The sequence below is a fragment of the Bradyrhizobium tropiciagri genome (assembly GCF_018130505.1).
Classification (GTDB): Bacteria; Pseudomonadota; Alphaproteobacteria; order Rhizobiales; family Xanthobacteraceae; genus Bradyrhizobium; species Bradyrhizobium tropiciagri_B.
Genome location: NZ_JAFCKH010000008.1, coordinates 1 through 17,590, shown reverse-complemented (window position 1 = coordinate 17,590; position 17,590 = coordinate 1). Strand labels below are relative to the sequence as shown.

The following is a 17,590-nucleotide window of genomic DNA, read 5'->3' as shown; positions in this document are numbered from 1 at the left end:
GCGCTTGCGCAAGCGCTTCCGAGGCCGCCCTCTTGGTGGCTTCCTTCATGCGTTTCCCCTAGACTTGGGCGTGACTCATCGTTGCGCGTACAGCGCGCAAGACGGCCAGATTTTTCTACTCGGAACACCCCGCGACGAGTATTCGCTTTGATGAGTCCCCACTCAGCGAATATCGACGGTAGCAGGGTCGTCTGCGATTGCGGCGGCAATTTGACTCGCGTGTGTTGCTCCCGCGACGGCCGGCGGATACTGTCCCAATCCGAAAGAACAACAGCAACATCAAGGTTGGGAAATGGCCCGCATCGACTACTCCGATCCCGCAGCGGCAAGCCCGCGCACCCGCGAGATCCTCGACAAGAACCGCAACGCCAACATCTTTCGCATGATGGCGCATTCGCCGAGTTACTTTGAACAGTACTGCCGGCTCGGCGGCGCGATCCGCCACAAGGGCGAGCTCGATCCCGTCGTGCGCGAGCTTGCGATCACGCGCACCGGCATTCTCTGCGAGGCGCCGTACGAGATCGTCGCGCACAAGCGGATCGGCAAGAATGTCGGCGTCACCGACGAGCAGAATGCGGCGCTGGAGAACTGGCAAGCCGCCACCTGCTTCGACGAGGTGCAGCGCGCCGCGCTCGCCTTCACCGACGAGATCGTCAAGCTGAAGAAGCCGACCGACGCGACCTTCAAGGCGATCGCCGCGAAGCTGACGCCGGCGGCGCTGATCGAGCTGCAGCTCTCGGTTGGCTTCTACATCATGACCTCGAAATTCCTCGAGACCTTTGAGATCGACCTGCAGCCGGTGACGGAAGTGGTGAGCTAGACCGCTTGCTCCGGCGCCGTTCGGGATCGTGTGATGGACAACGGCTGGGACGCTTCGGCACAGGCCTGGATCGAGTCGCAGGGTGAGCGCGGCGACTGGGGACGCGAGCACGTGCTCGATCCCGTCATGCTTGACCGGATCGGACGCGGCCGGTTCGGCAACGCGCTCGACGTCGGCTGCGGCGAGGGGCGCTTCTGCCGGATCCTCAAGACAGCCGGCGTCAGTCCGATCGGCATCGAGCCGACGGCCGCCTTGCTTGACGCGGCGAGGCAGCGCGATCCGTCGGGCGACTATCGGCGCGGCCGCGCCGAACAGCTCGAATTCGCCGACGCCAGCTTCGATCTGGTGGTCAGCTACATCACGCTGGTCGACATCCCCGATTTCAGGTCGGCGATCCGCGAGATGGCGCGGGTGGTGAGGCCGGGCGGTTCGCTGCTGATCGCAAATCTCACCGGCTTCACATCGGCCGGCGCCGAGCAGGGCTGGATCAGGGACGAGGCAGGGCGGCGTCTGCATTTCCCCGTCGATCGTTATCTCGAAGAATTTTCCATGTCGTTCGCTTGGGCCGGAATCCGGATCGAGAACTGGCATCGTCCGCTGTCGGACTACATGACGGCGCTGCTGGAGCAGGGCCTGCAACTGACCTTCTTCGCCGAACCGGCACCAGTGTCCGGCGACGAAGCCCACCAGGCGGACTTCCGCCGCGTGCCATGGTTCGTCGTCATGGAATGGCAGCGCCCGGCATAAGGTGGCGGTCCAGCCTTCTTGGCCTCGCCCCGCGTGCGGGGAGAGGCCGGAGCGCATGCAGCGAAGCGGAATGCGATCCGGGTGAGGGGGAGCCTCCGCGAGTCCAACCCTTGGAGAGGAGAGAGAGAGCCGCTAGCCCGACGTCAGCAGATCGACCTTTGCATTCGCCACGATCAGGCGGTCGGCGAGAAGCTGCGCGAGGTTGCGCATGATCCGCTCGCAGGCGGGCGGATGCTGGGCGCGGAATCGCTCGAAGTCCGCAATCGTGATCTCAAAGGCGGTCGCGGACATATCGGCGACGACGTTCGCGGATCGTTTCGGCTCCAGCAGGGCCATCTCGCCGAACGCCATGCCGGCGGTCAGCGTCGCGAGGCGGACGCCGTCGGGCAGGGTGACATGCACCACGCCGCTGCGCAGGAAGAACACCGACGTTGCCGCGTCGCCCGCGGCAATGATCGTCTCGTGCGGCTGGTAGGTTCTGACGGTGCAGAGCGCGGCGAAATCGCCGAGCGCCGCCTCGTCCAGCCCGGCGAGCAGCGGCTGCTCGGAGAGCTCGGTGGTCTCGACGAAGTCGATCGAGCCGCCATAGCGGTAGACGATCTGGTCCTCGGCCCATTCGATCGCGGTGTCGAGCAAATAGAAATCCCTGATATTGCCGAGCCGGCTGGTCCATTCGCTAATCGTCGTCCACTCCCGCGACGTCCGCTTGATCCCGGAGAGGATCACGGTGACGCCGAGCGCGGCGAGCTCCTGGAAGGCCTCCGCCACCAGCCGCGCGCCGGCGCGCGTCGTTGCGGTGACGCGGCGCAGGTCGAAGATCACGAATTCCGGCCGCGGCCCGCCGCCGAGCCGACGCGAGACGTAGTCGACGTTGGAGAGCGACAGCGTGCCGACCAGCTCGATCACGCGCACCTCCTGGAAGTGCTTCGCCAGGATTTCCTGCTCCTGCGGGCGCCGCACCCGGCGCGACGGGTTCTTGCCGATATTGTAGTCGGCGATGATGCTGTGGCGGGCGTCGTCGCTGCGGTTCAGCATGTGCAGGTCGTAATGCGCCGACAGCGCCTCGCAAACCTTGATGCCGCGCACGCTGTTGCCGTGCTTGTCGAGCTTCGGCGAATAGCTGCCGAGCCCGAGCCGCGCCGGCAGCGCCGCCAGAATGCCGCCGCCGACGCCGCTCTTGGCGGGAACGCCGACGCGGTAGATCCATTCGCCGGCATAGTCGTACATGCCCGACGACGTCATCACCGACAGAGCGCGGGAGATCGCGTAGGGCGTCATCACCTGTTGCTCGGTCAGCGGATTGATGCCGCGGTTGGCGAGCGTCGCCGCCATCACCGCAATGTCGCGCGCGGTGACCAGGATGGCGCATTGCCGGAAATAGACGTCGAGCACGTCAGGCACGTTCTCGGCGATCACGCCGTTGGTGCGCAGCAGATAGCCGATCGCCCGGTTGCGGTCGCCGGTCGCGCTCTCCGACGCATAGACCGCTTCGTCGACGCCGAGCTCGCGGCCGGCGAAACGGCTGAGCGCCTGCCGGATGAACTCGAACGCGCCGTCACCCTTGGCGGTGTGTATCAGGCCGGAGCAGGCGATCGCGCCGGCATTGACCATCGGGTTGAAGGGGTGGTTCTCGGCATTGAGCCGGATCGAGTTGAAGGGATCGCCCGACGGTTCGACGCCGATCACGCTTTCCACCCGCTCTGCCCCGAGCGTATCCAGCGCCAGCGCGAACACGAACGGCTTCGACATCGACTGGATGGTGAAGGGGACTTTGGTGTCGCCGACCTCGTAGACGTGACCGTCCAGCGTCGCGAGGCTGATGCCGAAATGGGCAGGATCGGCCTTGCCCAGCTCGGGGATATAGTCGGCGACGGTGCCGCCGTCCTCAGGCAGGAAATCTGCGTAACAGGCGTGCAGAAACCGCAGCAGCGGCGGCTGCGCGCTGATCCAGTTGACGGTGCTGGCGGTGACGGGCGGAGGCGATTGTTTCATCGCCTCCTGTTGTGCAACGCAATCAGGGCGCGCGCAACTGGTTCGGAACCAGTGCCTGACGACGGATCAGCACCAGCGCGAGCAGGACTGTGGGCGCGAGGATCGCGAGCCCGAGTAGCATTATCTGCAGCTGCGACAGCGGGTTGATGCCGCCGCCGGGCGTTGCGATCACGAAGCCGCCGATCACCAGCAGCACCCGCAGCGGCCATTCCAGCGGCCCGGTGCGGCTGAGGTCGCCGACGAAGGCTTGGTAACCCTGAATGCCGCCGCAGATGAACAGCGTGCCGAAGGCCGCCAGCGCCATCAGGCCGAGGCCGGCGAGATAGGGGCTCGGCCCCTGCAGCACCAGCGCCGGGTTCAGCACGAAGAAGAACGGGATGAAATAGATGATGCTGCCGACCCACATCGATTCCCACCCGGTCTTCATCGCCGGCGAGCCGGCGATGCCGGCCGCGGCGAAGGATGCGATCGCGACCGGCGGCGTGATCGAGGACAGCATGCCCCAATAGAAGATGAACATGTGCACCGCCATCCGGTTCAGCCCGAGCTTCTCCAGCGCGGGCGCCACCAGGATGGCGAGGAAGATGTAGCAGGCGGTCGTCGTCAGTCCGAGGCCGAGGATCAGGCTGGTCAGCGCGCACATCACGAGCAGCAGGAACGCATTGTCGCCGGCGAGCGTCAGCAGGTCGTTGGCGAGGCTCGAGACCACGCCGGTCATCGAGAAGGCGCCGATCAACAGGCCGCAGCCGGCGAGGATGCCGACCAGCTCGACGAAGGTGCGGCCGTTGACCTCGAGGAATTTCGCGATCGTGCCGAGCGTCCAGCGCGTGTCCTTGGAGAACAGCTGGTTCAGCACCAGGAGCAGCGCGGTCGCGTAGAACGGCGCGTGGCTCTCGCGCTTGAAATAGAGCAGCATCACGATCAGCAGCGCGATGACGAAGACGTAGTACCAGCCGTCCCTGATCGTATCCATCACCCGCGGCAGCTCGGAGCGCGGAATGCCTTTCAGGCCGTGGCGCGCGGCATAGGAATCGACCTGCATGAACAGGCCGATGTAGTAGAGCGCGGCCGGGATGATCGCGGCGACTGCGACCTCCGCGTAGCTGACATTGAGGAACTGCGCGATCACGAACGCGGTCGCGCCCATCACCGGCGGCGCCAGCACCGCGCCGGTCGAGGCGCAGGCCTCGATCGCGCCGGCATAGGAGGCACGAAAGCCGCTCTTCTTCATGACCGGGATCGTCATGGTGCCGGCGGTCAGCACGTTGGAGATGATCGAGCCCGACATCATGCCGAGCAGGCCGGAGGCAAAGATGCAGACCTTGGCCGCGCCGCCGCGGAAGGTGCCGCACAGCGCGAAGGCGATGTTGATGAAGAACTTTCCGGCGCCGGTCATCATCAGCGCGGTGCCGAACACCAGGAAGCCGATCACGGTGTCGGCAAACGCCTGGATCGGAATGCCGAGCAGGCTTTCGCCCGACAGCACGTGATAGGCCGTGGCCTGGTCCAGCGTCAGCTGTGAGCCCCTGAAGGGACCGAGCCAGCTGGCCTCGGCGAACAGCGGATAGACGGTGAACGGAAACACACTGAGCAGCAGGCTCCAGCCGCCGGTGCGGCGCAGCGCCTCCATCAGCATCGCCCACATCACGAGGCCGGCGATGATGACGTTGCGCGGCGCGCCGTCGGACTCCCAGCCATACTGCGCCGCCTTGCGCACGTTCATCATCAGCCAGATCGAGGCCGCGAACGTGGCGAGCGCGAGCACGAGGTCGTACCAGGGAATCCGATTCAGCGGCGCGCCTTCCGTTCCCGGGAAGATCAGGAAGGTGAAGGGTAGCATCAGCGCGATCAACAGGTAGAAATATTCGGTGTTGAGCTGGGTGTAATCGATGAAGAAGCGCAGTGAGAATTGCTGGTTGATGCACAGCAGGATGGTCGCCGCGGTCGCGGCCACCAGCGCCCAGCGCCAGCCGCCGCGCAGGGTGCGGACACGCGTGACCTCGGCCTCCTGCAGATTGCCGAGGCCGGCATGCGGATCTTCGAACTCGACCTTCTTCGCAGGCGCAGCCGTGGCGCTATCGGGCATTACGCATCCCCCAATGCTGTTCGTTTATTTTGGCTGCAGTCTAGCAGGACTTATTCGAAGCCATCAGGCATGTTGGCCTTGGCAAGCGCCGCGGCGCGCGCCTTCATCCAGCCCTCGAGGAAGGCCTTGTCGTCCGAGGGCGGATTGGACTTGCCGTAGTCGGCCCAGGCGGCGGCCAGCGTTTCCTGGCGCTTGTAGAGGGCGTTGTTGTGCGCCTCCTGCTCGTCGGTCCATTGCCCCGCTTCCTTGAGTGCCTTCACCGCACCGGGATGCACGGGGACGACCCAGTTCTTGGTCTGGCGGTGGGCGCCGAGCCCGCCGGCGCCCGGCGCGCTATCCTTGTAGGCGTCGTAATTGACGATCATCGCCTTGGTGATCGCATAGACCTGGTCGGCCGGTTGCGCGGCGTAGGCGACGAAGATCGGGTAGGGGTAGTTGCCGAGCTGGAGCGGCTTGTCCGCCGAGATGCCCGCGCCGCAGGTCGCAAGCTGCGGGAAGAAGAACGAGCCGACCTTCTTCACCCGCGCCCAGCCTTCCTTGTCGCTGGCGGGCAACTGCGGCCACATCAGGCCGCGCGGTGAAGTCTCGGCTTCCTTGGCGGGGCCGGTGATGGTGGTGCCGAACGCGGCGTCGGTATCGTTGTTGATGAGGCCCTTCCACATCGCGCCGTAGCTGGCGAACTCGACGATCTTGACGTCCTTCTGGGTGAGGCCGCCGAACGCCAGCATCGCGAGTGAGTTCTGGTTCAGCGCGGGCGAGCCGACCACGAAGCCGACGCGCTTGCCCTTGAGGTCCTTCATCTCCTTGACGCCGGCATCGGCGGCGACGCCGAGCGCGCCGCAATTGCAGTCGACCGACGACAGCAGCAGTTGCAGCGGCTGTGGTCCCCATTCCTTGGCGCCGAACTCGAACACGCCTTCCTGCGCGAAGTAGGTGCCCGATCCCATCGCCGAGGAGACCGCACGCTTGGCGCGCAGCGGGGCGAGGCGCGCGACGTCGTTGCCGGCCGGCAGCACGCGAAGATCGGTGCCGTATTTGTCCTTCATCATCTTGCCGACGGCGACCGCGATGTTGAAGCCGGCGGTCCCGGTGTCATAGGCGGTCACCGCCATGGTCGGCGGCAGCTTGACGTCGTCGGCCGACACAGGCGCGGCTGAAAGCGTGGACAGGCCAGCGAGAAGGGCAGGCGCGAGCGCCAGCAGCCGATGCATCATACTTCCTCCCTTTTGTTTCGCTGTGCGAAACTTTTTCGGCCGGGATGATTGCATCGCGAATTCGCGATGGCAACGCTACCTCCGACGCATGCCGGCCGTTTTCGGCCGGTCCATCACGGGACAGATTGTCGCGGCAGCGAGGAGGGCGCAGCCTCAGGTCTCGACGATCGCGACCGCCTGTCCCTCGGCGATCACGTCGTCGATTTTGACCAGAATCGACTTGATTTTGCCTGCTGTGGTCGATGTGACCGGGATTTCCATCTTCATCGCTTCGACGAACGCGATCTCGTCGCCGTCGCCGATGCGGCTGCCGGCTTCGACGGGAAGCGCGCAAATGCGGCCGGCAACTTCGGTCACAACCTTGATCTCTGGCATTCCACTCTCCGATACCGTCTTGCGGAAATTTCATCCGGCGAACGGCTTTTTGTTGTGGCGGCAGATTGCCTGAGGTAGCTTCATCTGCAAGTGGAATTTTATTCCGCATGACGGAATGGAGCCAAGATAAAAACGGAGCCAATAAAATATGGGACGGCGCTCGGAACGGCTTAGCAGGCAGGGAATGCTCGCCAGCGAGACTGGTGATGGTGATGTGATCCAGGTGGTGTCGCGGGCCTTCGACGTGCTGCGGTGCTTCGAGGGGCACGAGGCGCGGCTCGGCAATCTCGAGATCTCCAACCGCTGCGGCTTGCCGCGCTCGACGGTGTCGCGCCTGACGCACACGCTGACGCGGATGGGACAGCTCGTCTATCTGCCGCGCGATCAGAAGTATCGCATCGGCCCGAGCGCGGTGGCGATGAGCACCTCGATGATGAAGGGGCTGCAGCTGCGCAACCTGATCCGGCTGCGTCTGCAGGACGTCGCCGATCAATTGCCTGGTACGGTGGGCTTCGTCATCCCCGACCGCTTTCATCTCGTCTATCTCGAATTTGCCCGCGCCGCGAACGCGCTCGGCCTGCACGAGGCCACCGGCAGCCGCATCTCGATGGCGACCACTGCCGCCGGCCACGCCTATACTGCTGCGCTCGATCCGGTGATCGGCGATGCGCTGATCGCCGAGATGGAAGGCGAACTGCCGGAGGGCGCGAAAATCCTGACGCCGCGCATCGAGGCCAACCGCCGTCATCTGCAGGAGCACGGCTATGTCGTCGCCTGCGGTCTGTGGAGCCCGCACATCAACGGCGTCGCCGTGCCGATGTGGTCGCCGCAGTATCAGACCTATGTGGTCACCACGATCGGCCTGCTGTCGGCGATGTATGACGAGGCGCGGCTGCACCGCGAGGTTGCGCCGCAGATGGTCGAACTCGGCGCTGCGATCGGCAGCCTGCTCGAAGGCGCCGACGGCGACATCTTCGCCAATCGGATTGAGCGCAAACCGCTTCCGGTGACGGTCCATAACAACAATAAAATCATCAACACGGAGGCACGGAATGAACTGGAAGCCGGAACTCGACGACCTCGCCCGGCGCGAAGCGTTCGCGCGGGAGATGGGAGGCGTTGACAAGGTCAAGCGGCAGCGTGACCAGGGCCGGCTCACGGTTCGTGAGCGTATCGACGGGCTCGTCGACCAGAACAGTTTTCACGAGATCGGCGCCATCTCCGGCATCGCCGAATACGACGAGAACAACGAGCTCAGGCACCTGACGCCGGCGAACTGCGTGTTCGGCCGCGCCAGGGTGGACGGCCGCACCGTGGTCGTCGTCGGCGACGATTTCACCGTGCGCGGCGGCTCGGCCGATGCGTCGATCTCCGCCAAGCCGCTGATGGCCGAGGAGATGGCGCACGACTTCCGTCTGCCGATCATCCGCGTGATCGAGGGCTCCGGCGGCGGCGGTTCAGTGAAGACCATCGAGACGCGCGGCGCGGCCAATCTGCCTGGCGGCGTCGGCGGCACGCGCTGGTACTGGTACACGACCGCCAATCTGGCGCGGGTGCCGGTCGTTGGTCTCGGGCTCGGCTCGGTCGCCGGCCTCGGCGCGGCGCGGCTCGCGGCGACGCATTACTCTGTCATGACCAAGAGCTCGGCGATGTTCGTCGCCGGCCCGCCGGTGGTGAAGCGTCTCGGCCAGGATCTGACCAAGCAGGAGCTCGGCGGCGCCGATATCCAGACCCGCTCCGGCGCGATCGATCAGGCCGTCGAGACGGAGGAAGAGGCGTTCGAGTGCGCAAAACGCTTCCTGTCCTACCTGCCGTCGTCGGTCTACGAGCTGCCGCCGACTATTGCCTGCAACGACGATCCCGAGCGTGCCGAGGAGTCGTTGATGAAGGCGGTGCCGCGCAATCGCCGGCAGGTCTACAAGATGCGCCCGATCATCGATGCCGTCGTCGACAAAGGCTCGTTCTTCGAGGTCGCCAGCAATTTCGGCCGCCCGATCATCACCGGCCTCGCGCGTATCGAGGGCAGGGCGGTGCTGCTGCTGGCGAGCGATCCGTTCCACTACGGCGGTTCGTGGACCGCGGACGCCTGCGCCAAGGTGGTGCGCTGGGTCGACTTCGCCGAGACCTTCCATCTGCCGGTGGTCTACCTGATGGACTGCCCTGGCTTCATGATCGGGCTCGAGGCCGAGAAGTCCGCCACCATCCGCCACGGCGTGCGGGCCATGGCGGCGGTGAACCAGAGCACCGTGCCCTGGTGCACCATCATCATCCGCAACGCCTTCGGCGTCGCCGGCGTGGTGCACCAGCCGGCCAACCGCTTCTCGATGCGCTACGCCTGGCCGTCGGCCTATTGGGGCTCGCTGCCGCTCGAGGGCGGCATCGAGGCGGCCTATCGCGCCGAGATCGACGCGGCCGCCGATCCTGCGGCGAAGCTGCAGGAGATCGAGGACCGCCTCAACAAGCTGCGTTCGCCGTTCCGCTCGGCCGAGAAGTTCTGGGTCGAGGAGGTGATCGATCCGCGCAAGACGCGCTCGCTGCTCTGCGAGTTCGTCCGTCTCGCCGAGCCGATCCGCGAGGTCGGGCCGCCGCGGAACATGTCGACGCGGCCGTAGGCCTCTAACACCGTCATTCCGGGATGGTCCGAAGGACCAGACCCGGAATCTCGAGGTTCCGGGTTCATGCTTCGCATGCCCCGGAACGACATTCTCAATCGCTCTCCCGATGCACGTCGTGGATCACGATGCCCATGCCGCTCTCGGGCATCTTGATCCAGTCGCGCCGCTTCAGCGAGCGCTTGGTGTCCTCGTGTCCGCTCGCCCAGTGCTCGCGCATCGAGGTGCCGGAGAATTCGTGGTCCTTGGCGTCGCCCTCATAGGCCTTCTGCTGATAGATCAGCTGCAGCAGCGTGATGCCGGGCAGCCGGCTGTTCGCCTTCTTGAGCTGGCGCTCATCGTCCGACAGCTGATCGTCGGGAATCTTGCCGAGCGCGTTGTGCAGGGCGGTGCGCAGCGCGTAGGTCTTGCGATAGACGTCGGTGTTGTAGCGGGTGCGCGAGGAATACATGATGTCCTTGTGGCGGGCCATCACGTCCTGGATGTCGCGCGGCAGCGCGCCGCGCGCCGAGAACAGGTCGACCTGGAACACCAGCGAGTTGGCGTTGTCCTCCTGGTCGAGCAGATGCTGCAGCGGCGTGTTGGAGACGATGCCGCCGTCCCAGAAATGATCGGTGCCGACCTTGATCATCGGCAGCGCCGGCGGCAGCGCGCCGCTGGCCATGATGTGCTCCGGTATGATCTCGTCATGCGCGTTGTCGAAATAGATGAAGTTGCCCGACAGCACGTTCACCGCGCCGACCGCGAAACGGATCTTCTTGGAATTGATGCGGTCGAAATCGACCAGCTCGAGCAGCGACTCCTTGAGCGGCGTGGTGTCGTAATAGCTGGTCGCGGTGCGCGCGCCCGCCGGGCTGAGCCACGGATTGGTCGCATGCGGGGTGAAGAAGCCGGGCTGGCCCAGCGTCGTGGTCATCCATGAGCTGGTGAGGTTGCGCGCCTTGCGGAAGATGTCGCCGTCGGGCGTGTAGTGCCAGATCTTGCGATTGGTGATGCGGTCCCAGAATATGTGCAGCCGCTCGAGCCGCTTCTCCGGCGGATTGCCGGCGATGATCGCCGAGTTGATCGCGCCGATCGAGACGCCGCACACCCAGTCCGGCTCGATGTTGGATTCATGCAGCGCCTGATAGACGCCGGCCTGATAGGCGCCGAGCGCGCCGCCGCCCTGCAGCACGAGCGCCACGCGATCGCAACCTTCGGGACGCCAGCCGGGCGTCGCGTGATCGATGTCATCGAAATGAGGGGACCGCGCATCCATAATCACACACTCCAAAATTTGCGGCGAGAATTCAGCCCGCCGATGACGCGGTGATGACAAACGCGGCCCATGCGCATGGCGCGTCCGGCATGCCTGCCTGCATGGTTAGCATCGGCCTCGGCCGCGTCACGCCGGTCATCCGGCTGACGGAAATCCCTCACATCGCTGTCAATCTCGGCCGCTAGCTTCCCGCGCAATATTTCAAGCAGGGGGTTATTGCGATGCGCAGGGAAGATCTGCTCAAGCTTCCATCGATGCCGGCTGCCGGCCCGAGCTATCCGGCCGGTCCTTATCGTTTCATCGATCGCGAATTCCTCGTCATCACCTACGAGACCGATCCCGAGCTGATCCGCGCCGGGCTGCCCGAGCCGCTGGAGCCGATCGAGCAGCCGATCGTGCATTACGAATGGATCAAGATGCCCGACAGCTCCGGCTTCGGCAGCTACACCGAGTCCGGCCTCGTGATCCCGGCGCGGCTGCGCGGTGAGGACGTCAACTTCGTCTGCCAGATGTATCTCGACGATGATCCGCCGATCGCGGCCGGCCGCGAGATCTGGGGCTTTCCGAAGAAGTACGCCCACCCCAAGCTCGAGATCGTCAAGGACACGCTGACCGGCACGCTGGAATACGCCGGCCAGCTCGTCGCCATGGGCACCATGGGCTACAAGCACGAGAGCATGGCGGGCAATGGCGACGTCACCCGCGCGACCTTGTCGAAGACGCAGATCAATCTGAAGATGATCCCCGGCGTCGACGGCCATCTCGAGATCTGCCAGCTCGTCGCGATCAACCTGACCGACATCGTCGTCAAGGGCTCCTGGATCGGGCCGGGCCGTCTGCATCTCGTGCCGCACGTCAACGCGCCGGTCGCGGATTTCCCGGTCAGGCGTGTCGTCGGCGCGCATCATTTCCTCGCCGACCTCACGCTGCCGTTCGGCCGCGTGGTGCACGACTACAACAAGGAAGCCGAAGCGGCGGCGCCGACCGGGCTCGCGGCGGAGTAGGCCGGTCGCTGACATAAAACTGTAACAGGCGCGTCCTCCTATGCTGCGACAGAGGGACGCGCCTGACTGGTTTTGCGCGTGTGCGGGGTATTGAGCATGTCATTTCGCGCGATCGCCTTTGTGATTTGCTTTGCGAGTTTGTCGGTAAATTCGTTGGAGGTTGGCCATGTTGGCTAATCCGCCTCCCGCCAATGTCACGTCTCTGCTGACGCCGGGGACGGTGCCCGGGCTGGTGTGGGCGTTCCGTCTGCATCATGACGGCAGCGCCGAGCCGCTGCCGATCGATGCCCCCATCGAGCCGAGCCACGACGGCCGGCTCTGGCTGCACTTCAACCTGACCGACGTACGCACCCGGGCATGGCTCGCCACCCTGCACATTCCGCAGCTCGCGCGCGACCTGCTGCTCTCGAACGACAACTACCAGCAGATCCACATCGTCGACCATTGCGTCTACGGCGTGTTCTCCGATCTGGTGCGGGACATCAACGAGGCGACGCGCGAGACCGGCTTCCTGCGCTTCGCGATGACCGAGCGGCTGTTGATCAGCGGCCGCCATCAGGCGCTGTGCGCGGTCGATGCAACGCGCCGCGTGCTCGAGGGCGGCCATCGCGTCGACAGCGTCGCTTCGCTGCTGGAGAAGATCGTCGACGAGATCGCTGACACCATGGACCGCATGGCGGACAAGATAGGCACCGATCTCGATGCGATCGAGGAGCAGGTGCTCGCCAACGACACCGGATCCGAGCTGCGCGGCAATCTCAGCAAGATGCGCCGCACCTGCGTGCGGCTGCACCGCCAGCTCGCCGGCCTGCGCGTGCTGTTCCACCGGCTCGAGCAGAAGAACACCGACGATCTCTCGCCGGCGCTACGGTTGCAGGCCGGCAAGCTGGCGCAGCGGCTCGACGGCCTCGACCACGACATCGTCGAACTGCACGAGCGCAGCCGCCTCCTGGAGGAGGAGCTGCGCTTCAAGCTGGAGGAGGAGAGCAACAAGCATCTGCATGCGCTCTCCGTCGTCACCATGATGCTGCTGCCGCCGACGCTGGTCACCGGCATCTTCGGCATGAACACCAAGGGATTGCCGCTGACCGAGAACGAAAGCGGATTTCTGGTCGCGGCCGGCCTGCTGGTCGGCTCGTCGCTGCTGGCCTATCTGATCATGCGGCGGCTCGGTATCGTCAAATAGCGCGAGCGTACCGCGATAACAGCCATGTGCAGAGGCCTCTTCCGCGCAACATTGGTGTCCGCGGCGCTCGCGATCTGCGCGCCCGCGATGCCGGCGCGCGCCGAGGACAAGCCCATCGCCGACCGGATCGCGGATGCGCGCGCCGCGCTGGAGGAGGCCGGCTACCAGTTCAGCGCGACCTATATCGGCGAGGGGTTTGCCAACGTCCGGGGCGGTGTGAGCAACGGTGCGGCCTATACCGGCCGTCTCGATCTCGGCACCACGATCGACCTCGAGAAGGTGATGGGTTGGACCGGCGCGACCTTCCACGCCAACATGTTTCAGATCCAGGGTGACGGGCTGTCGCGGGGCTACGTCGGCAATCTGTTCCTGGTGTCCGGCGTCGAGTCGCTGCCCGCGACGCGGCTCTATGAACTCTGGATCGAGCAGAAGCTGCTGGACGGCAGGCTCGCGATCCGCTTCGGCCAGCAGGGCTCCGATGTCGAATTCATCGACAGCCAGTACGACGACATCTTCATCAACTCGGCGCTCGGCTGGCCCGGCATTACCGGCGTCAACCTTCCGACCGGCGGACCATCGCCGGCGCTTGCCGTGCCCGGCATCCGCATCAAGGCGGCCCTGACCGACCGTCTCACCGCCTATCTGGGCCTGTTCGACGGCTCGGCTGCGCCGCCCCAGGCAACCGTGGACCCGCAAATCGCCAACCCGCACGGGATCCTGTTTCGCGTCAATGATCCGCCCTGGTGGATCGGCCAGCTCAAGTACAAATTCGACATCGGGGAGAGCAAGCTTCCGGCGACGATCACCGGGGGCGCCTGGTATCACATGATGTCGTTCGCCGATCAGCGCTTCGGCGCCGACGGCCTGTCGCTCGCCGATCCGAACAGCTCCGGGGACCCGCTTTGGCTACGGCGCAACAACGGCGTCTTCATGGTCTATGAGCAGCTGCTGGCGCGCGCCAAGCCGGATGCCGACAAGGGCGTCGCGTTCTTCATGCGCGCTGCGGTCAACCCCTCCGACCGCAACCTGATCAGCGCCTATGTCGACGGCGGCTTCCTGTTCGCCGGCTTCAGCGAGAAGTATCCGGACGACCGGCTCGGCATCGCCGGGATCTTCGGCAAGATCTCCGCCGCCGCCCGCGCGCTCGACCGCGATACGCAGATCTTCACCGGCACGGCGTATCCGATCCGCGACTATGAAGCGGTGCTCGAGATCACCTACCAGCACGTCGTCAACGCCAATCTGACGATGCAGCCGATGTTTCAGTACATCGCCCATCCCGGCGGCGGCGCGGTCGATCCCTACGATCCGACGCAGACGCATCGGATCAAGGACAGCATCGTGTTCGGCATGCGCACGATCCTGTCGTACTGAGCGCTGGCTCAGGCCGCGGCCGGCTTCGGCTCCGCCGCGGGCTTCGGCTGCGGCCGTGTGATCGCGAGCGCGATCAGCGCGGCGAACACGCAGAGCGCACCGGCGATGAAGAACGCCGGCAGGTAGCTCTGATAGACCGTGCGCGACAGGCCCGCACCGAACGCCGCGGCGCCGGCGCCGAGCTGGTGGCCGGCGAAGATCCAGCCGAATACCAGGTTGGCACGCTCGGCGCCGAAGCGCTGCGCGGTGAGCCGCACCGTCGGCGGCACCGTCGCGATCCAGTCGAGCCCGTAGAACATCGCGAACAGCGACAGGCCGTAGAACGAGAAATCGGAGAACGGCAGGAACAGCAGCGACAGGCCGCGCAGGCCATAATACCAGAACAGCAGCCAGCGATTGTCGTACCGGTCCGACAGCCAGCCCGAGACGATGGTGCCGAAGAAATCGAAAATGCCCATCGCGGCGAGCAGGCTCGCGGCCTGCACCTGCGGAATGCCGAAGTCGAGACACATCGGGATCAGATGGACCTGGACCAGGCCGTTGGTCGAGGCGCCGCAGACGAAGAAGGTCGCAAACAGGATCCAGAACACCGACGACTTCGAGGAGTCGCGCAGCGTGCCGAGCGCCGCCGCCATGATCGGCGTATTGGCCGGCGGCGGAGCGGGCAGCGGCGCGGTGCCCGCGTCGCCGAACGGGCGCAGGCCGACATCGCTCGGCCGGTCGCACATCACCATCAGCACGGCAAACGCCGCGACGGCGAGCATGACGCAGACGAGGCCGAGCGCGACGCGCCAGCCGTAGCGTTCGGTGAGGGTGGCGAGCAGCGGCAGGAAGGCGAGCTGGCCGGTGGCGACGCTCGCGGTGAGGATGCCGACCACGAGGCCGCGGCGCGCCACGAACCAGCGCGCGGCGATGGTCGCGCCGAGCACCAGCGCGGTCATGCCGGTGCCGATCCCGATCACGACGCCCCACAGCAGCACCAGCTGCCAGACCTGCGTCATGCCGAGCGAGGCGAGCAATCCGCAGACCACGATCAGCTGCGCGGTCAGCGTCACGTTGCGCAGGCCGTAGCGGTTGAGCAGCGCGGCGGCGAACGGGGCCATCAGCCCGAACAGGATGAAGCGGATCGACAGCGCCGAGGAGATCTCGGCGGTCGACCAGCCGAACTCCTTCTGCAGCGGCACGATGAAGACGCCGGGCGCGCCGACGGTGCCGGCCGAGATCAGCGCGGCAAGGAGGGTGACGCCGACCATCACCCAGCCATAGTGGATGTTGCGGCGGGCGAGGGAGGAAGCAAGCCAGTTCGAGATCATTGGGCCCCGGATGAATGTCGCAAAGGGATCGGTTCGTGATGCCTAATATGTCACGAGGGCGCTATGTCTAAAATGACATAGTTCCCTCGTTTTCGGACTCGGACGCAATACGGTTTAGTTCGTCACCCGCTCCACCGCGATCGCGGTGGCTTCGCCACCGCCGATGCACAGGGCGGCAACGCCGCGCTTGAGGTTCTGCGCCTCCAGCGCGTGCAGCAGGGTCACGATCAGCCGCGCGCCGGTGGCGCCGATCGGATGACCGAGCGCGCAGGCCCCGCCGTTGATGTTCAGCTTCTCTCTGGGAATGCCGAGGTCGCGCTGCGCCGCCATCGCGACCACCGCGAAAGCCTCGTTGATCTCGAACAGGTCGACATCGCCGACGCTCCAGCCGACCTTGTCGAGCAGCTTGCGGATCGCCGGGATCGGCGCGGTGGTGAACCACTGCGGCTCCTGGCTGTGGGTGGCGTGACCCTTGATCTCGGCGAACACCGGCAGCCCGTCGCGATCCGCCAGCGAGCGCCGCGCCAGCACCAGCGCCGCGGCGCCGTCGGCATTGGCCGAGGAGGCGGCCGGCGTGATGGTGCCGTTGGCGCGGAACGCAGGCTTCAGGCCGGGGATCTTGGCCGGATCGACCTTCAGCGGATGCTCGTCATTGCCGATGATGCGGGGACCGGCCTTTTCCTGCAGCGTGATCGGCGCGATCTCGGCCTTGAAGGCACCGCTCTCGACCGCCTTGCGGGCGCGGCTCAGCGTCTCCATCGCGTAAGTGTCCTGGTCGGCACGGGTGAACTGATAGGCCTCCGCGGTCGCCTCGCCGAAATCGCCCATCGAGCGGCCGGTCTCGTAGGCATCCTCCAGCCCGTCCATCATCATGTGGTCGATGATGCGGTCGTGGCCGGCGCGATAGCCGCCGCGTGCCTTCTGCAAGAGATACGGCGCGTTGCTCATGCTCTCCATGCCGCCGGACACCACGATCTCGGCGGAGCCGGCCTTGATGATGTCGTGGCCGAGCATGGTCGCCTTCATGCCGGAGCCGCAGACCTTGTTGACGGTGGTGGCGCCGGTGGCATCCGGCAGCCTGGCGCCGCGCGCCGCCTGGCGGGCGGGGGCCTGGCCCTGGCCGGCCGGCAGCACGTTGCCCATGAAGACCTCGTCGACCCGCTCAGGCGCAAGCTTCGCCCGCTCGAGCGCCGCGCCGATCACATGCGCACCGAGCTTGTGCGCGGCGAGCGGCGTGAGGTCCCCCATGAAGCGGCCGAGCGGGGTGCGGGCGGCGGAGAGGATGACGACGGGATCGGTGCTGGTTGCCATGGCAGGACTCCTTCAGTGCCGGCGATGTAATTGAATTATATCCATCATATGATGCGCTGCAAAAAATGCAATCGCCGCAGGCATGAGAAATTGTCGTGGTCGCATGAGACGGCGCGGGAGGCTGTGATCTGGATAGAGCCTCCCACCATGTCGTCCCGGCCTTTGCCGGGACGACCCTGCGTTTGTTGTGCGATCGCCAGCCACACAACGCGGCGTCATCACCCGGCTTGATGTTCAGCCCGGGGACATGACCGACGGGTGTTCGGGGACATAGCCGACACTTGTTCCGCTTACCAAG

At 65.6% G+C, this 17,590-nt stretch carries 14 protein-coding genes; 7 read left to right on the top strand and 7 right to left on the bottom strand.

What is annotated here, in order from left to right; genetic code table 11:
* The first annotated feature begins 292 nt into the window (after positions 1-292).
* On the top strand, positions 293-820 hold the full coding sequence (locus JQ633_RS20440; RefSeq protein WP_211986892.1) for a carboxymuconolactone decarboxylase family protein: 528 nt from the start codon (positions 293-295) through the stop codon (positions 818-820).
* 33 nt (positions 821-853) lie between these two features.
* Complete coding sequence (locus JQ633_RS20435; RefSeq protein WP_211986891.1) at positions 854-1,567, top strand: class I SAM-dependent methyltransferase; 714 nt, start codon at positions 854-856, stop codon at positions 1,565-1,567.
* A 132-nt stretch (positions 1,568-1,699) separates the two neighbouring features.
* On the opposite strand, the gene glsA is transcribed toward JQ633_RS20435, so the two are convergent.
* The 4 genes from glsA to JQ633_RS20415 form a co-directional block, all read right to left on the bottom strand.
* A complete protein-coding gene (glsA, locus tag JQ633_RS20430; protein WP_211986890.1) occupies positions 1,700-3,559 on the bottom strand; it encodes a glutaminase A in 1,860 nt (619 codons plus the stop codon).
* Between the two features lie 22 nt (positions 3,560-3,581).
* On the bottom strand, positions 3,582-5,645 hold the full coding sequence (locus tag JQ633_RS20425) for a TRAP transporter permease (RefSeq protein ID WP_211986889.1): 2,064 nt from the start codon (positions 5,643-5,645) through the stop codon (positions 3,582-3,584).
* Between the two features lie 50 nt (positions 5,646-5,695).
* Positions 5,696-6,859 carry a TAXI family TRAP transporter solute-binding subunit gene (locus JQ633_RS20420; protein WP_211986888.1) on the bottom strand — a complete coding sequence of 388 codons (1,164 nt, stop codon included), beginning with the start codon at positions 6,857-6,859 and terminating at the stop codon, positions 5,696-5,698.
* Positions 6,860-7,012: 153 nt separating this feature from the next.
* On the bottom strand, positions 7,013-7,234 hold the full coding sequence (locus JQ633_RS20415; protein ID WP_211986887.1) for an acetyl-CoA carboxylase biotin carboxyl carrier protein subunit: 222 nt from the start codon (positions 7,232-7,234) through the stop codon (positions 7,013-7,015).
* 148 nt (positions 7,235-7,382) lie between these two features.
* Here JQ633_RS20415 and JQ633_RS20410 point away from each other — a divergent pair, with 148 nt between their 5' ends.
* A complete protein-coding gene (locus JQ633_RS20410; protein WP_211986886.1) occupies positions 7,383-8,357 on the top strand; it encodes an IclR family transcriptional regulator in 975 nt (324 codons plus the stop codon).
* On the top strand, positions 8,287-9,846 hold the full coding sequence (locus JQ633_RS20405; protein WP_211986885.1) for an acyl-CoA carboxylase subunit beta: 1,560 nt from the start codon (positions 8,287-8,289) through the stop codon (positions 9,844-9,846). The genes JQ633_RS20410 and JQ633_RS20405 overlap by 71 nt, the downstream gene beginning before the upstream one ends.
* Before the next feature lie 94 nt (positions 9,847-9,940).
* On the opposite strand, the gene JQ633_RS20400 is transcribed toward JQ633_RS20405, so the two are convergent.
* Positions 9,941-11,104: a patatin-like phospholipase family protein gene (locus tag JQ633_RS20400; protein WP_211986884.1), complete on the bottom strand. Its 1,164-nt coding sequence runs from the start codon at positions 11,102-11,104 to the stop codon at positions 9,941-9,943.
* Between the two features lie 221 nt (positions 11,105-11,325).
* Between JQ633_RS20400 and JQ633_RS20395 the strand changes: the two genes are divergently transcribed.
* From JQ633_RS20395 to JQ633_RS20385, 3 genes are all read left to right on the top strand, one after another.
* Positions 11,326-12,108: an acetoacetate decarboxylase gene (locus tag JQ633_RS20395; protein WP_211986883.1), complete on the top strand. Its 783-nt coding sequence runs from the start codon at positions 11,326-11,328 to the stop codon at positions 12,106-12,108.
* Positions 12,109-12,274: 166 nt separating this feature from the next.
* Positions 12,275-13,294 carry a transporter gene (locus tag JQ633_RS20390; protein ID WP_211986882.1) on the top strand — a complete coding sequence of 340 codons (1,020 nt, stop codon included), beginning with the start codon at positions 12,275-12,277 and terminating at the stop codon, positions 13,292-13,294.
* A 24-nt stretch (positions 13,295-13,318) separates the two neighbouring features.
* Positions 13,319-14,668 (top strand): carbohydrate porin, encoded by a 1,350-nt coding sequence (locus tag JQ633_RS20385; protein ID WP_211986881.1) that lies wholly within the window; start codon positions 13,319-13,321, stop codon positions 14,666-14,668.
* Between the two features lie 8 nt (positions 14,669-14,676).
* Here JQ633_RS20385 and JQ633_RS20380 read toward each other — a convergent pair whose 3' ends face one another.
* On the bottom strand, positions 14,677-15,981 hold the full coding sequence (locus JQ633_RS20380; protein ID WP_211986880.1) for an MFS transporter: 1,305 nt from the start codon (positions 15,979-15,981) through the stop codon (positions 14,677-14,679).
* Between the two features lie 114 nt (positions 15,982-16,095).
* Positions 16,096-17,292 carry an acetyl-CoA C-acyltransferase gene (locus tag JQ633_RS20375; RefSeq protein ID WP_211986879.1) on the bottom strand — a complete coding sequence of 399 codons (1,197 nt, stop codon included), beginning with the start codon at positions 17,290-17,292 and terminating at the stop codon, positions 16,096-16,098.
* Positions 17,293-17,590: the final 298 nt, after the last annotated feature.

Bases quoted from the DNA above. Each gene is read 5' to 3' on its own strand.
- JQ633_RS20380 (WP_211986880.1), bottom strand. From the start codon at position 15,981: ATGATCTCGAACTGGCTTGCTTCCTCCCTCGCCCGCCGCAACATCCAC.
- JQ633_RS20405 (WP_211986885.1), top strand. From the start codon at position 8,287: ATGAACTGGAAGCCGGAACTCGACGACCTCGCCCGGCGCGAAGCGTTC.
- JQ633_RS20385 (WP_211986881.1), top strand. From the start codon at position 13,319: ATGTGCAGAGGCCTCTTCCGCGCAACATTGGTGTCCGCGGCGCTCGCG.
- JQ633_RS20375 (WP_211986879.1), bottom strand. From the start codon at position 17,292: ATGGCAACCAGCACCGATCCCGTCGTCATCCTCTCCGCCGCCCGCACC.
- JQ633_RS20435 (WP_211986891.1), top strand. From the start codon at position 854: ATGGACAACGGCTGGGACGCTTCGGCACAGGCCTGGATCGAGTCGCAG.
- JQ633_RS20425 (WP_211986889.1), bottom strand. From the start codon at position 5,645: ATGCCCGATAGCGCCACGGCTGCGCCTGCGAAGAAGGTCGAGTTCGAA.
- JQ633_RS20390 (WP_211986882.1), top strand. From the start codon at position 12,275: ATGTTGGCTAATCCGCCTCCCGCCAATGTCACGTCTCTGCTGACGCCG.
- JQ633_RS20420 (WP_211986888.1), bottom strand. From the start codon at position 6,859: ATGATGCATCGGCTGCTGGCGCTCGCGCCTGCCCTTCTCGCTGGCCTG.
- JQ633_RS20410 (WP_211986886.1), top strand. From the start codon at position 7,383: ATGGGACGGCGCTCGGAACGGCTTAGCAGGCAGGGAATGCTCGCCAGC.
- glsA (WP_211986890.1), bottom strand. From the start codon at position 3,559: ATGAAACAATCGCCTCCGCCCGTCACCGCCAGCACCGTCAACTGGATC.
- JQ633_RS20400 (WP_211986884.1), bottom strand. From the start codon at position 11,104: ATGGATGCGCGGTCCCCTCATTTCGATGACATCGATCACGCGACGCCC.
- JQ633_RS20395 (WP_211986883.1), top strand. From the start codon at position 11,326: ATGCGCAGGGAAGATCTGCTCAAGCTTCCATCGATGCCGGCTGCCGGC.
- JQ633_RS20415 (WP_211986887.1), bottom strand. From the start codon at position 7,234: ATGCCAGAGATCAAGGTTGTGACCGAAGTTGCCGGCCGCATTTGCGCG.
- JQ633_RS20440 (WP_211986892.1), top strand. From the start codon at position 293: ATGGCCCGCATCGACTACTCCGATCCCGCAGCGGCAAGCCCGCGCACC.